Origin of the sequence: Yokenella regensburgei ATCC 49455 (assembly GCF_000735455.1) — a bacterium.
Taxonomy (GTDB): Bacteria; Pseudomonadota; Gammaproteobacteria; order Enterobacterales; family Enterobacteriaceae; genus Yokenella; species Yokenella regensburgei.
This window is the reverse complement of sequence record NZ_JMPS01000040.1, coordinates 1-13,931: the sequence shown is the minus strand read 5'-3', so window position 1 is coordinate 13,931 and position 13,931 is coordinate 1. Positions and strand designations below refer to the sequence as shown.

The 13,931-nt window shown below is 52.5% G+C and carries 15 protein-coding genes and 1 tRNA gene; 13 read left to right on the top strand and 3 right to left on the bottom strand.

Annotated features, from left to right (window positions below; genetic code table 11):
- Nucleotides 1–38: 38 nt before the first annotated feature.
- Nucleotides 39–350: a N(4)-acetylcytidine aminohydrolase gene (gene yqfB, locus GYRE_RS12000; RefSeq protein WP_006818405.1), complete on the top strand. Its 312-nt coding sequence runs from the start codon at nt 39–41 to the stop codon at nt 348–350.
- A gap of 163 nt (nt 351–513) precedes the next feature.
- A complete protein-coding gene (gene trhA, locus GYRE_RS11995) occupies nt 514–1,167 on the top strand; it encodes a PAQR family membrane homeostasis protein TrhA (RefSeq protein ID WP_006818406.1) in 654 nt (217 codons plus the stop codon).
- Nucleotides 1,168–1,215: 48 nt separating this feature from the next.
- Here the strand turns inward: trhA and ygfZ are convergent, their stop codons facing one another.
- Nucleotides 1,216–2,199, bottom strand: coding sequence for a tRNA-modifying protein YgfZ (gene ygfZ, locus GYRE_RS11990; RefSeq protein WP_038255498.1), 984 nt, complete (start codon nt 2,197–2,199; stop codon nt 1,216–1,218).
- 246 nt (nt 2,200–2,445) lie between these two features.
- On the opposite strand from ygfZ, the gene sdhE reads away from it, so the two are divergent.
- Nucleotides 2,446–2,712 carry an FAD assembly factor SdhE gene (gene sdhE / locus GYRE_RS11985; RefSeq protein ID WP_006818408.1) on the top strand — a complete coding sequence of 89 codons (267 nt, stop codon included), beginning with the start codon at nt 2,446–2,448 and terminating at the stop codon, nt 2,710–2,712.
- Nucleotides 2,693–3,103 (top strand): protein YgfX, encoded by a 411-nt coding sequence (locus GYRE_RS11980; RefSeq protein ID WP_038255496.1) that lies wholly within the window; start codon nt 2,693–2,695, stop codon nt 3,101–3,103. The genes sdhE and GYRE_RS11980 overlap by 20 nt, the downstream gene beginning before the upstream one ends.
- Nucleotides 3,104–3,108: 5 nt before the next feature.
- Here GYRE_RS11980 and fldB read toward each other — a convergent pair whose 3' ends face one another.
- Nucleotides 3,109–3,630 carry a flavodoxin FldB gene (gene fldB / locus GYRE_RS11975; protein ID WP_006818410.1) on the bottom strand — a complete coding sequence of 174 codons (522 nt, stop codon included), beginning with the start codon at nt 3,628–3,630 and terminating at the stop codon, nt 3,109–3,111.
- A gap of 101 nt (nt 3,631–3,731) precedes the next feature.
- Between fldB and xerD the strand changes: the two genes are divergently transcribed.
- The 5 genes from xerD (at nt 3,732) to lysS (ending at nt 9,832) form a co-directional block, all read left to right on the top strand.
- On the top strand, nt 3,732–4,628 hold the full coding sequence (xerD, locus tag GYRE_RS11970) for a site-specific tyrosine recombinase XerD (RefSeq protein WP_038255494.1): 897 nt from the start codon (nt 3,732–3,734) through the stop codon (nt 4,626–4,628).
- A gap of 22 nt (nt 4,629–4,650) precedes the next feature.
- The gene (gene dsbC / locus GYRE_RS11965) at nt 4,651–5,364 is read left to right on the top strand and encodes a bifunctional protein-disulfide isomerase/oxidoreductase DsbC (protein ID WP_038255492.1); all 714 of its coding nucleotides are present in this window, start codon (nt 4,651–4,653) and stop codon (nt 5,362–5,364) included.
- A 5-nt stretch (nt 5,365–5,369) separates the two neighbouring features.
- Nucleotides 5,370–7,103, top strand: coding sequence for a single-stranded-DNA-specific exonuclease RecJ (gene recJ, locus GYRE_RS11960; RefSeq protein ID WP_006818413.1), 1,734 nt, complete (start codon nt 5,370–5,372; stop codon nt 7,101–7,103).
- A 100-nt stretch (nt 7,104–7,203) separates the two neighbouring features.
- A protein-coding gene (prfB, locus tag GYRE_RS11955) for a peptide chain release factor 2 (RefSeq protein WP_112471493.1) occupies nt 7,204–8,302 on the top strand; the annotation gives its coding sequence in 2 pieces (ribosomal slippage) (nt 7,204–7,278 and nt 7,280–8,302; 1,098 coding nt in all).
- A gap of 9 nt (nt 8,303–8,311) precedes the next feature.
- A complete protein-coding gene (gene lysS / locus GYRE_RS11950) occupies nt 8,312–9,832 on the top strand; it encodes a lysine--tRNA ligase (RefSeq protein WP_006818416.1) in 1,521 nt (506 codons plus the stop codon).
- Between the two features lie 63 nt (nt 9,833–9,895).
- Here lysS and GYRE_RS11945 read toward each other — a convergent pair whose 3' ends face one another.
- A complete protein-coding gene (locus GYRE_RS11945; RefSeq protein WP_038255489.1) occupies nt 9,896–10,771 on the bottom strand; it encodes a hypothetical protein in 876 nt (291 codons plus the stop codon).
- 202 nt (nt 10,772–10,973) lie between these two features.
- On the opposite strand from GYRE_RS11945, the gene actS reads away from it, so the two are divergent.
- The 4 genes from actS to parM all read left to right on the top strand — a co-directional run.
- Nucleotides 10,974–11,723, top strand: a complete 750-nt coding sequence (gene actS / locus GYRE_RS11940; protein ID WP_038255488.1) for an amidase activator ActS — start codon at nt 10,974–10,976, stop codon at nt 11,721–11,723.
- An 80-nt stretch (nt 11,724–11,803) separates the two neighbouring features.
- Nucleotides 11,804–11,877 (top strand) — tRNA-Gly (locus GYRE_RS11935).
- Between the two features lie 195 nt (nt 11,878–12,072).
- Nucleotides 12,073–13,254, top strand: coding sequence for a tyrosine-type recombinase/integrase (locus GYRE_RS11930; RefSeq protein WP_038255583.1), 1,182 nt, complete (start codon nt 12,073–12,075; stop codon nt 13,252–13,254).
- A gap of 411 nt (nt 13,255–13,665) precedes the next feature.
- Nucleotides 13,666–13,931, top strand: a 266-nt coding sequence (gene parM / locus GYRE_RS11925) for a plasmid segregation protein ParM domain-containing protein (protein ID WP_038255485.1), incomplete at its 3' end; no start/stop codon positions are given.

Genomic DNA, 13,931 nt, shown 5'->3' with positions numbered 1-13,931 from the left:
TTACTCTCGACAGACATTCAGCGAAAGGAAAGCATAACATGACAGCTAACGACATCACTTTTTTTCAGCGCTTTCAGGAAGACATTTTAGCCGGGCGTAAAACCATAACCCTGCGCGACGCGAGCGAGTCACACTTTAACGTCGGGGATATTCTGCGCGTGGGGCGCTACGAAGATGATGGCTACTTCTGCACTATCGAGGTAGTGGCAACCTCAACGGTGACGCTCGACGCTCTTACCACTCAGCATGCCCAACAGGAAAACATGACTCTGGCGCAGCTTAAGCAAGTTATTTCAGACATTTACCCCGGTGAGAATCAGTTTTATGTGATTGAATTCAAATGCCTTTGAGTTTATAGAGAACACCTGTTAGTTGAAATAAAAACGTAACTTAATGATTTTGTGATGGTTATAAATATTCACGTATTTATTTTAGCGAACATGTGTTCACTGGAATCATTCTCAGTTACGCTAGTGATGCGCTAATTGTAGATTAGTTCTTCCGGAGCTCAGTATGGTTCGTAAAGCATTAATTACCCAGGGTTACTCGCTGGCTGAAGAGGTTGCTAACAGTATCAGCCATGGGATAGGCCTGGTATTCGGGATTGTCGGCCTGGTGTTGCTGCTGGTGCAGGCTGTGGATACCAATGCCAGCGCTATGGCTATCACCAGCTATAGCCTGTACGGCGGCAGCATGATCCTGCTGTTTCTTGCCTCCACCCTGTATCACGCTATTCCCCATCAACGGGCAAAGCAGTGGCTGAAAAAGTTCGACCATTGCGCCATTTACCTGCTGATTGCCGGTACCTATACGCCGTTTCTGCTGGTGGGGCTTGACTCACCGCTGGCGCGGGGGCTAATGATTGTCATCTGGAGCCTGGCGCTGGTTGGGATCCTGTTTAAACTGACTATCGCGCACCGGTTCAAAGTGTTGTCGCTGGTGACTTATCTCATCATGGGGTGGCTGTCTCTGATTGTGGTATATCAGTTAGCCATCAAGCTTGCGGTGGGTGGTGTTACGCTGCTGGCGGCGGGTGGGGTGGTTTATTCGTTGGGGGTGATTTTCTACGTTTGTAAACGTATCCCGTACAATCATGCTATCTGGCACGGTTTTGTGCTTGGAGGCAGCGTGTGCCACTTCCTCGCCATCTATTTATACGTCTTATAAATAGCAACAACGACCCGGCGGCGGTGCCGGGTCGCGTGACTAAAGATCTTATTCTTCTTCCAGGCTATAAGGCAGCGGCTCGATGCTCAGGGTATTAGCATCGTCGCGAACGCGAAATACGCTGTCAGCTTCCATGTCATTGTTCATCACGACCTGAACGAGCACGCGGGCGTCGTCGAGCTGAACGGCGGCGAGTACGGTGCCGGTACGGCGCCAGTTGTCACCCATTTTCAACTCTAAATCTTCTCCGGCTTCCGGTACGCGGCTGGCGTGACCTGCCAGATACCACAGCGCACGTTTATTGGCGCCCCGGAATTTTGCTCGTGCCACCATCTCCTGACCGGTATAGCACCCTTTTTTGAAGCTGATCCCGCCCAGCGCCTGCAGGTTGGTGGCCTGCGGAATAAACTGCCCGCTGTTCGCCGCGTCGATAACCGGGATCCCGGCTTCAATATCGAGCGCCAGCCACTGCTGGCTGTTGTTCAGCTGTGCTTCACTGCGTAAAGCGTCAACGATGCTCTCTGCGGTGGCGACATCGGTCACCAGCAGGAAACGTTCAGCCGGTTCGGCAAACCACAGCAGGGTCGTCGCGTCATTATGGGTAACCTGCTGTTCGGCGTCAGGAAGGGTGGTAAACAGATTTGCCAGCGCTGCGCGTGCCTGGAAACCGGCAACGCCCAGCAGAACATGTTCATCATCAGCGGCAATGGTCGCTTTCGAGAACACGGCATATTTTTTCAGCTCGGTGAGTTGGGCATCGCGCAGGCTACGGCGCTCAAGCCAGGCAAAGCCTTCGGGCTGACGGAAAAGACGCAGATTGCTCCACATTTTACCTTTTCCGTCACAGTGCGCGGCCAGCAGATGCTGGCTGTCGTTCATTTGCGCGACATCTGCAGTCACTTGCCCCTGCAGGTATTTCTCGGCATCAGGGCCGGTAATGCGTGCCAGTGCCCAGTCATCAAGGGTCATTAGCGTCAGCGGCAGACGCGCAGAGGCGGTAGGCTGGCGCGGAGGAAATGGAGTAAATGCCATAATAATGTCCTGAATTGCTTAACGCTCTGATAATGACTAATGGTAAAAGAGACAGGCCCTAATGCAAGCGCTTTCCACAGCCCTTTTGTGCCGTTTGACGGTTATGCGAGAAGACACGAGAAAAATTGAAATCCTTGCAAGTAAAAGGGTTTTTTGTGGAAGAGGCACCGCACAGTGTAATAATCCTGTAAAGTAAGGGCGGAAAACGCGTTAAACTATTCGGTATCGTTATGCAGGAAGGACAACATGGACATTAATAACAAAGCCCGTATCCACTGGGCATGCCGTCGCGGTATGCGCGAACTTGATATCTCCATCATGCCGTTCTTTGAGTACGAGTACGACACGCTGAGTGATGAAGATAAACTCCTCTTCGTTCGTCTGCTGGAGTGCGACGACCCAGACCTGTTTAACTGGCTGATGAACCACGGCAAACCTGCCGATGCCGGTTTCCAGCGCATGGTACAACTTATTCAGACACGGAATCGGGAACGTGGTCCTGTGGCAATCTGATCTTCGCGTCTCATGGCGCGCACAATGGTTGTCATTGCTACTTCATGGCGTGGTGGCCGGGGTGGTATTACTGATGCCCTGGCCGTTGAGCTATACGCCGCTGTGGCTGCTGCTGCTTTCGCTGGTGGTGTTTGACTGCGTCCGCAGCCAGCGGAGGATAAACGCGCGGCAGGGCGAAATTAAACTACTGATAGATTCACGTCTACGCTGGCAAAATCAGGAGTGGGATATCCTGGGCACACCCTGGATATTATCTGGCGGGATGCTGCTGCGGATCCGTCGCGTCGGTCATCGCCGTAAACATCATCTATGGCTGGCGGCAGACAGTATGGAAGCCGGAGAGTGGCGGGATTTGCGCCGGATAATTATGCAACAACCGGCGCAACAGTAGCGGGCTCAGGAGAAGCGTTCAGCCATTTCACCGAGGATTTGCTCGCACCAGTTCTGGATGCGCTCATCGCTCAGGTCGTACTGGTTGGTTTCATCCAGCGCCAGCCCAACGAACAGTTGCCCGTCGGCAATAATGGGTTTCTGGCTGGTGAACTCATAACCTTCCGTTGGCCAATAGCCAATCATCTGTACGCCTTTGGTGACCAGCTTATCGTGCAGCATACCAAGGGCGTCGAGGAACCACTCGCCGTAGCCAAGTTGATCGCCCATACCGTATAACGCGATGATCTTGCCCTGCAGATTCAGCGTATCCAGTTGTTCCCAGACGGCTTCCCAGTCTTCCTGGATTTCACCAAAATCCCAGGTCGGAATACCAAGGATGAGCACATCGTACTGCTCCATCAACGAGGGTGAATCATCTTTAAGATTGTGCAGCGTCACCAGTTCGTCGCCGATCACGTCGCGGATTTTTTCCGCCGCCATTTCGGTGTAACAGGTACTGGAACCATAAAAAAGGCCAATGTTCATCGCGTAAACGTCTCATTTATTGCTATGACTTCGCGCTAGTGTAACAGAAATGAATTCCGTTCAGGCATAATGACCCGGGTTGCCGACTGAGAGGAGCGAATGTGGAAAAGGATCTCGCACAAATAGAACAGTTTCTCGATGCGCTGTGGCTTGAGAAAAATCTGGCGGAAAACACGCTCAGCGCCTATCGTCGGGATCTGACCATGCTGGTGGAGTGGCTGAACCATCGCGGATCAACCCTCGAAACCGTTCAGCATGACGAACTGCAGGCGCTGCTTGCTGAACGTAAAGCCGGTGGCTACAAAGCAACCAGTTCTGCTCGTTTGCTGAGCGCTATGCGTCGTTTCTTCCAGCATTTGTATCGGGAAAAACTACGCGCTGACGACCCCAGCGCCCAGCTGGCCTCACCAAAACTCCCGCAGCGGTTGCCCAAAGATCTCAGCGAGGCGCAGGTCGACAGCCTGTTACAGGCACCGTTAGTTGACCAGCCGCTGGAGTTACGCGATAAAGCTATGCTGGAAGTACTCTACGCCACCGGGCTGCGCGTTACCGAGCTCGTTAGCCTGACCATGAGCGACGTGAGTTTGCGACAAGGGGTGGTGCGGGTTATTGGCAAGGGCAACAAAGAACGGCTGGTTCCGCTGGGAGAAGAAGCGGTGTACTGGCTGGAGAATTATCTTGAACACGGGCGGCCATGGCTACTGAACGGCGTTTCGCTGGATGTTCTGTTCCCAAGCTCCCGGGCTCAGCAAATGACGCGCCAGACCTTCTGGCATCGAATTAAGCACTATGCTCAACTGGCGGGCATAGACAGTGAAAAACTCTCGCCGCACGTTTTACGACATGCGTTCGCGACGCATTTGCTGAACCACGGCGCAGATCTGCGCGTGGTGCAAATGCTGCTTGGGCATAGCGATCTGTCAACAACACAGATCTACACCCATGTCGCGACCGAACGCCTGCGGCAGCTCCATCAACAGCATCACCCGCGTGCGTGAAGGCTGATTAAAAGGAAATGGTATGAAAAAAGGTTTACTGATGTTCACTCTGCTGGCCGCTTCGCTCTCTGGCGTAGCCCATGCTGATGATGCAGCCATCAAACAGTCCCTGAAGAAACTGGGTGTTCAGAACGCGGATATTCAGGCTGCACCGGTTGCAGGCATGAAAACCGTGCTCACCGACAGCGGGGTGCTGTACGTCACCGAAGACGGTAAACATATCATTCAGGGACCGATGTATGACGTCAGCGGCGCTCAGCCGGTAAACGTCACTAATCAGCTGCTGATGACCCGCCTGAATGCGTTAGAAAAAGAGATGATCGTCTATAAGGCTCCGCAGGAAAAACACGTGATCACCGTGTTTACCGATATCACCTGCGGGTACTGCCACAAGCTGCATGAAGAGATGAAAGACTACAACGCGCTTGGTATTACCGTGCGCTATCTCGCTTTCCCGCGCCAGGGCGTGCAGAGCCAGGCTGAGAGCGACATGAAATCTATCTGGTGTGCCAAAGACCGCCAGAAAGCCTTTGATGACGCCATGCAGGGCAAAGGTGTTAAACCTGCCTCCTGCGACATCGATATCGCTAAACACTACGCGCTGGGCGTGCAGTTTGGCGTGAACGGAACGCCGGCCATCGTGTTGAGCAACGGTTTCGTGGTACCTGGTTATCAGGGACCAAAAGAGATGAAAGCGTTTCTTGATGAACACCAGAAACAAACCAGCGGTAACTGATTCGCGTGAAATCACAGATACAACTTCGTCGGCGAGAAGTCGACGAGGCGGTGGTGCTACCTGAGTCACTGCCGCCGCTTTTGCGCAGACTTTACGCCAGTCGGGGCGTGAAGAGCGCAAGCGATCTTGAACGCAGCGTGAAGGCGATGCTGCCCTGGCAGCAGCTTAGCGGTGTGGAAAAGGCCGTTGAGATCCTGCATAACGCCTTCCGGGAAGGGCTGCGTATTGTCGTGGTGGGCGATTTCGACGCCGATGGCGCAACCAGTACCGCGCTCAGCGTGCTCGGCATGCGTGCATTGGGTTGCCAGAACATCGCCTATCTGGTGCCGAACCGTTTTGAAGACGGCTACGGCCTTAGCCCGGAAGTGGTTGAACAGGCCCACGCTCGCGGCGCACAGCTCATTATGACCGTGGATAACGGCATCTCTTCCCACGCGGGAGTGGATCGTGCGCATGCGCTCGGCATCCCGGTGCTGGTGACCGATCACCACCTGCCGGGTGACACGCTGCCCGCCGCCGAAGCCATCATTAACCCAAATCTGAATGATTGCGACTTTCCGTCGAAATCGCTGGCGGGCGTGGGGGTGGCGTTTTACCTGATGCTGGCGCTTCGTACCCACCTGCGTGACAACGGTTGGTTCGAGGAGCGAGGCATTACGCCGCCGAATCTGGCGGAGCTGCTCGACCTGGTTGCGCTTGGTACCGTGGCGGACGTAGTACCGCTTGATGCTAACAATCGCATTCTTATCTGGCAGGGGCTCAGTCGGATTCGTGCCGGGAAGTGCCGTCCCGGTATCAAAGCGCTGCTTGAAGTGTCTAATCGTGAAGCGCAGAAGCTGGCGGCAAGCGATCTTGGCTTTGCGCTTGGGCCGCGTCTGAATGCTGCTGGCCGGCTGGATGATATGTCCGTTGGCGTGGCGCTGCTGCTTTGTGATAACCCGGGTGAAGCGCGAATGCTCGCCAACGAGCTCGATGCGCTGAATCAGACGCGCAAAGAGATTGAGCAGGGGATGCAGGCAGAAGCGCTGACGCTTTGCGAAAAGCTTGAGCGCTCTCGGGATACCCTCCCGGGGGGCCTCGCCATGTATCACCCCGAATGGCACCAGGGCGTGGTCGGTATTCTGGCTTCGCGGATAAAAGAGCGTTTCCACCGCCCGGTCATTGCTTTTGCCCCTGCGGGAGACGGTACGTTAAAAGGCTCCGGGCGTTCTATTCAGGGCCTGCATATGCGAGATGCTCTGGAGCGCCTTGATACGCTGTTTCCCGGTTTGATAATCAAGTTTGGTGGCCATGCCATGGCGGCGGGGCTGTCGCTTGAAGAGGCTCGTTTTGACGAGTTTCAGCAACGTTTTGGTGAGCTGGTCACTGACTGGCTGGATCCGTCGCTGCTACAGGGTGAAGTAGTCTCTGACGGGCCGTTGTCACCCAATGAGATGACGCTGGAAATCGCTCAAATGCTGCGCGATGCTGGCCCGTGGGGACAAATGTTTCCAGAGCCGTTGTTCGACGGGCGTTTTCGGCTGTTGCAGCAGCGCCTGGTTGGAGAGCGTCATTTAAAAGTGATGGTAGAGCCGGTTGGCGGCGGGCCATTGCTCGACGGCATCGCGTTTAATATCGACACGGCCTGCTGGCCAGATAACGGTGTGCGTGAGGTTGAGCTGGCTTATAAGCTTGATATCAACGAATTCCGTGGCAACCGAAGTGTACAGCTGATTATTGACAATATTTGGCCTGTCTAGAGACAGCGCGTGGCAGTAATCGCTATAAAAAGGGGCGGAGATCCGGTAAAATTCGCCCCTTAACACCGCATTTTACAAGTCCAATTAAAGAAAACAGACCATGTTTGAAATTAATCCGGTAAAAAACCGCATTCAGGACCTCACGGAACGCTCTGACGTTCTTAGGGGGTATCTTTGACTATGATGCCAAGAAAGAGCGTCTGGAAGAAGTAAACGCCGAGCTGGAACAGCCGGATGTCTGGAACGAACCTGAGCGCGCACAGGCGCTGGGTAAAGAACGTTCCTCCCTCGAAGCCATCGTCGAAACGCTGGATCAGATGGCTCAGGGGCTGGAAGATGTTTCCGGTCTGCTGGAACTTGCTGTTGAAGCTGAAGACGAAGAGACCTTCAATGAAGCAGTTGCTGAGCTTGATCAACTGGAAGAGAAATTAGCTCAGTTAGAATTCCGTCGTATGTTCTCCGGCGAATATGACAATGCTGATTGTTATCTCGACATTCAGGCGGGTTCTGGTGGTACAGAAGCGCAGGACTGGGCGAGCATGCTGGTACGTATGTACCTGCGCTGGGCTGAAGCACGCGGCTTTAAAACCGAAGTGATTGAAGAGTCCGAAGGCGAAGTGGCGGGCCTGAAATCTGCCACGATTAAAATTTCCGGTGATTATGCTTACGGCTGGTTGCGTACTGAAACTGGCGTTCATCGCCTGGTACGTAAGAGCCCGTTTGACTCCGGTGGTCGTCGTCATACATCGTTCAGCTCCGCGTTTGTATACCCGGAAGTGGACGATGATATCGACATCGATATCAACCCGGCGGATCTGCGTATCGATGTGTATCGTGCGTCAGGTGCCGGTGGCCAGCACGTTAACCGTACGGAATCTGCGGTACGTATTACCCACATTCCGACCAATACCGTGACACAGTGCCAGAACGACCGTTCTCAGCATAAGAACAAAGACCAGGCCATGAAGCAGATGAAAGCGAAGCTTTATGAACTGGAAATGCAGAAAAAGAATGCCGAAAAGCAGGCGATGGAAGATAACAAATCTGACATCGGCTGGGGTAGCCAGATTCGTTCCTATGTCCTGGACGACTCGCGCATTAAAGATCTGCGTACTGGTGTAGAGACCCGCAATACCCAGGCAGTGCTGGATGGCAGCCTGGATCAATTTATCGAAGCAAGTTTGAAAGCAGGGTTATGAGGAACCAAAATGTCTGAAATACAAGCACAAGGTGCCGATGAGGCCATTGACCTTAATAATGAACTGAAATCTCGTCGTGAGAAGCTGGCCGCGCTGCGTGAAGAGCAGGCTGTTGCTTTCCCGAATGATTTCCGTCGCGATCATACCTCTGACCAATTGCACTCTGAATTCGATGCCAAGGAAAACGAGGAACTCGAATCCCTGAACGTTGAAGTCTCTGTTGCTGGCCGTATGATGACCCGCCGTATTATGGGTAAAGCCTCCTTCATCACGTTGCAAGACGTGGGTGGCCGTATCCAGCTTTACGCGGCGCGTGACGATTTGCCGGAAGGCGTTTACAACGATCAGTTTAAGAAATGGGATCTCGGCGACATCATCGCTGCGCGCGGTAAGCTGTTTAAAACCAAAACCGGCGAGCTGTCTATTCACTGCACCGAGCTGCGCCTGCTGACTAAAGCACTGCGCCCGCTGCCGGACAAGTTCCACGGCCTGCAGGATCAGGAAGCGCGTTATCGTCAGCGCTACCTGGATCTCATCGCTAACGATGAGTCCCGTAACACCTTTAAAATCCGTTCTCAGATCCTGGCCGGCATGCGTAAATTCATGGTTGGTCGTGGCTTCATGGAAGTGGAAACCCCGATGATGCAGGTGATCCCGGGTGGTGCTTCTGCACGTCCGTTCATCACGCATCACAACGCTCTGGATATGGACATGTACCTGCGTATCGCGCCGGAACTGTACCTGAAGCGTCTGGTCGTGGGTGGCTTCGAACGCGTCTTCGAAATCAACCGTAACTTCCGTAACGAAGGTATCTCCGTTCGTCATAACCCTGAGTTCACCATGATGGAACTCTATATGGCGTATGCAGATTATAAAGATCTGATCGAGCTGACCGAATCCCTGTTCCGCACCCTGGCGCAGGATGTTCTGGGTAAAACCGAAGTACCTTACGGTGAACACACCTTCGACTTCGGCAAGCCGTTCGTGAAACTGACCATGCGCGAAGCTATCAAGAAATACCGTCCGGAAACCAACATGGCGGATCTGGATAACTTCGACGCGGCGAAAGCCATCGCAGAATCTATCGGCATTCATGTCGAGAAGAGCTGGGGTCTGGGCCGTATCGTGACCGAGATCTTTGACGAAGTGGCAGAAGCGCACCTGATTCAGCCTACCTTCATCACTGAATACCCGGCAGAAGTGTCTCCGCTGGCGCGTCGTAATGACGTGAACCCGGAAATCACCGATCGCTTTGAATTCTTCATCGGCGGCCGTGAAATCGGTAACGGCTTCAGCGAGCTGAACGATGCTGAAGACCAGGCTCAGCGCTTCCTGGATCAGGTAAACGCGAAAGCCGCAGGCGATGACGAAGCGATGTTCTACGACGAAGACTACGTGACCGCGCTGGAACACGGTCTGCCGCCGACCGCTGGTCTGGGCATTGGTATCGACCGTATGGTTATGCTGTTCACCAACAGCCACACCATCCGTGACGTGATCCTGTTCCCGGCTCTGCGTCCGCAGAAGTAAGTTCGACACGCTGGAATGCCCCTCCCTGGGGCATTCTTTTTCTGCTATTACCCCGCCGTTGTTTTAATCCTCCCAGAACGTGAGTTGCTCTGCAGGAACCCCCATAGTCAATTGATGCGCATAGTGTATGGCCTGCTGGCAGGCATGCGCCCAGCAACTCTGCCTGTCCAGAAATGGCTGACGCCCGGTCCATTCGACGCTAATACCACGTGGGTAAGGGCTGGTGTTTTTACTGTCGACGATCTTTGGCAGTTGATCGGGGATGCATACCAGTAGAACCATATGAGGTTCGTAAAACAGGGGGCGATTAATCAGGCCTAACGGAGCCAGGATTGGTTTTGCGGCAAGCACAGCCTGCTGTTGAATGTCGTCACAAACTGATGCCATTGTTTTCCAGTCGACCATTGCCCTGGCGCTGAGTATCCGGACGCAATCTGATTCCGTTTTTCCTGTCGGATTACCATCGGGGCCGGGCTCAAAATGGAACGGTGGTAAATGAACGGCACCAAGATACTGATTCAGTAGTTTGTTTGCATCAGCGCTGTTCCCACGAGCAGATACACTGGTCGAGACGCTCTGTGCAGGGCTGGTGAGTGAGGCCAAAAAACGATGATAGCCGCAGTTTATCTCTTCTGTGGAATCCTCATCCCCATGATGGCCTTTTACCGTGCATGTGAATGTTCTGTTTGAAGATCCCGGGGATATGCAAATCTCGTGCTCCATGAACTGGAACTGAATGTGCTGAGGGTGCTGTGTGTCTATCTTTTCCCGGACTGCAGTTTTAAATTCATCCAGAAGTTCCATGTTGGCGCGAGTGACTCCGCCACAGGTAAAGAAATTTTTGATAATGGCCAGGATGCCTTTCGGCGCCATTAATTTTTGTGCTTCGGCATAGCTCGCCCCGGCTGCCTGCGCCAGGGCAGGAATAGACAGGCTCATGATAACTTCCTCGTGTGAAGATGCCCGGCACAGGATATCTGTGCGGCGGTACCGGGGAAAATCGGCTGATAACCTGAGCCCGGCGTTGATAGTTCGCGAGTCTGATTACTGTCAGTAAACAGGTTTAAACGAAGGGAGGCATTGGCATCCGGCTTGAGGCTGCTAGAATAGGTCACCCGTAGCCGCTTGTTGAGGATCCGTTTTGCGTGCAGGACGCCTGAATAACATCCCCTTTTCCCTGATACTTTGCCTGCTGGCAGGGTTGATGCTGGCTGGTTGTTCCAGTAATAAATCGGGTTCGAGCGGCGGCAGTAGCGGCCCAACCTACACCGTTAAACGCGGAGATACGTTGTACCGTATTTCGCGCACGACCGGCACCAGCGTGCAGGACCTGGCCCGGCTTAACGGTATCTCTCCACCTTATACTATCGAGGTGGGACAGCGGCTGAAGATTAACGGCTCTTCGGGATCGACGAAGAAAACGGGTAGTGGCAAGACGACCCAGACGGCGAAAGTCACACCGTCGGCCGCAGTGCCGCAGTCATCGTGGCCTCCGGTCGGGCAGCGCTGCTGGCGTTGGCCAACGTCCGGGAAAGTGGTATTGCCGTACTCTACCGCCGATGGCGGTAACAAAGGTATTGATATTGCAGGGCAGCGCGGTCAGCCAATTTATGCGGCGGGAGCCGGTAAGGTGGTCTACGTCGGTAATCAGCTCCGGGGTTATGGCAACCTCATTATGATTAAGCACAGCGAAGACTACATCACCGCTTATGCTCACAATGACAAAATGATGGTCAACAACGGCCAGAGCGTGAAGATTGGCCAGCAGATAGCGACGATGGGCAGCAGTGATGCCAGCGGCGTGCAGCTGCATTTTCAGATCCGCTACCGCGCCACGGCTATCGATCCACTGCGTTATTTACCACCGCAGGGCAGTAAGCCTAAGTGTTAAAAGGTTATTTTCTCGCCACTTGGCAAGCGCAAGGCTTGCCAGTGGAAGAGTTAGGTTTATAATACCACTCGTACCTCAAAGCGGGCGTAGTTCAATGGTAGAACGAGAGCTTCCCAAGCTCTATACGAGGGTTCGATTCCCTTCGCCCGCTCCAATTTCAACTCTTCTGAACTCCACTCAAGTCAACTGCATACTGATTTTACTGGGTTTTTAATCATTTCTTCATCAACCCAATTCAACCAGAGTTACCCCAAATCAAGAACCGATGTTGTATAGAAATGTGTATAGTTTCTCCTATACACTCTGAAACTATACACATAGGATGATTTTTGAGGAGAAAACTATACATATGCCTCTCACAGACCTTGAGATACGCCGCGCCAAGCCCGCGGATAAAACGTATACCAAAGCAGATGGTAACGGATTATCGTTACAGATTGAACCTAATGGCTCGAAGGGCTGGCGGTTTCGTTATCGCTATGAAGGTAAGGCGAAAATGTTGTCCTTAGGAACTTACCCAAAAGTTTCTTTATCCGAAGCTCGTAGCAAACGCGATGAGGCGCAGGACCTATTAGCTGCAGGTATCAACCCGAGTGATACCCGCAAAGAAAAGAAAATCTCCCAGCAGGATAAGCTCGGCAACACTTTTGAATCTATAACTAGGGAATGGTATCAACGGCGTTATGATCTTTGGGCCGAGTCTTACCGGACAGAAATGATCGCAACTTTTGAGAAAGACGTTTTCCCTTATATCGGTCATCGCCCTATTGACTCTATTACACCGATGGAATTGATGGGGGTGCTATCCCGTCTTGAGAAAAGGGGGGCTACAGAGAAGATGCGAAAGGTTCGTCAGCGCTGTGGTGAAGTTTGGAAGTATGCAATAGCGACGGGACGTGCTTTATCTAATCCAGCTCCAGATCTCGCTAGTGTGATGATGCCGCATAAAAAGGCGAATTACCCACATTTGCAAGCAACAGAGTTGCCTGACTTTCTTACTCTGCTTCAAGCGTACACTGGAAATGTTCTGGTTAAGCTTGCTATGAAATTGCTTATCTTAACCGGTACTCGTCCAGGAGAGTTGCGTAAGGCAGAGTGGTCAGAGTTTGATTTTAAAAATAATCTCTGGAGTGTTCCAGAAGAACGTATGAAAATGCGTCGCCCCCACGTTGTACCTTTGTCTCTACAAGCTTTGGCTATTCTGGCGGAACTTAAAACGATGACTACTGGTTATCAGTATGTTTTCCCTGGGAGACTTGAAAAAGTTAAGCCAATCAGCGATATGTCGTTGAATGTATTGATTCGGCGTATCGGTTATGGTGGCAGGGCAACTGGTCATGGATTCCGCCACACAATGAGCACCATCCTGCATGAACAGGGCTTTAATTCTGCATGGATAGAGCTACAACTGGCGCATGTGGATAAGAACAGTATCCGTGGAACATACAACCATGCGCTGTATCTGGATGGGCGGCGCGAAATGATGCAGTGGTACGCTGACCACATCGACAACCTGAGTCGTGGCAAATAAAATGGCGTAATCCCAAGGCGTACAGCTTGCATGGTTGTGCGTCCTTCTTCATTTCATAGCAGTGCTTTAATTCCCACTCAATCTCGCCCCCACAATGCACTTTAAATGAACTGCATTTTCATTTTATCAGTTGCGAGCAATTCTCAATATCAGCAGTGGAGTAATTTCCCGACGCTCATCTCCTTAATCTTGTATGGCAATTCGCATTTTACTCACCCCATACAGGAAAAAACCTATGAAAAGATTTCTCATCTTTGTCTCACTTGCGGCACTTCCTTTTCTCATTGAGCGCTTTATGGCGCTGATTCATCTCATTGTGCTCTCAGTTCTGGCTCAATAATCGCCTTTCAGGCATCTACCGACGCCGGATGTTTAATTCTCATCTCACATTTGACTCAAATAAGGTACAACATGCGCATTTATATCGACGACGGTTCGACTCACATCAAAATGCTGTGGGAGCAGCACGGCAAAACCTTTACCCACATCAGCCCTAACAGCTTCAAACGCGGATGGTCAGCCACATTTGGCAACGGTAAGCCGTTTAACTACACGGCTGGCAAAGAGAAATATTCATACGACCTGATTTCCCCGGATTCACTCACCACCAGCAATATAGAATGGCAGTACAGCCCGCTCAATGCCGTTGCAGTCCATCACGCGCTACGAACCAGTGT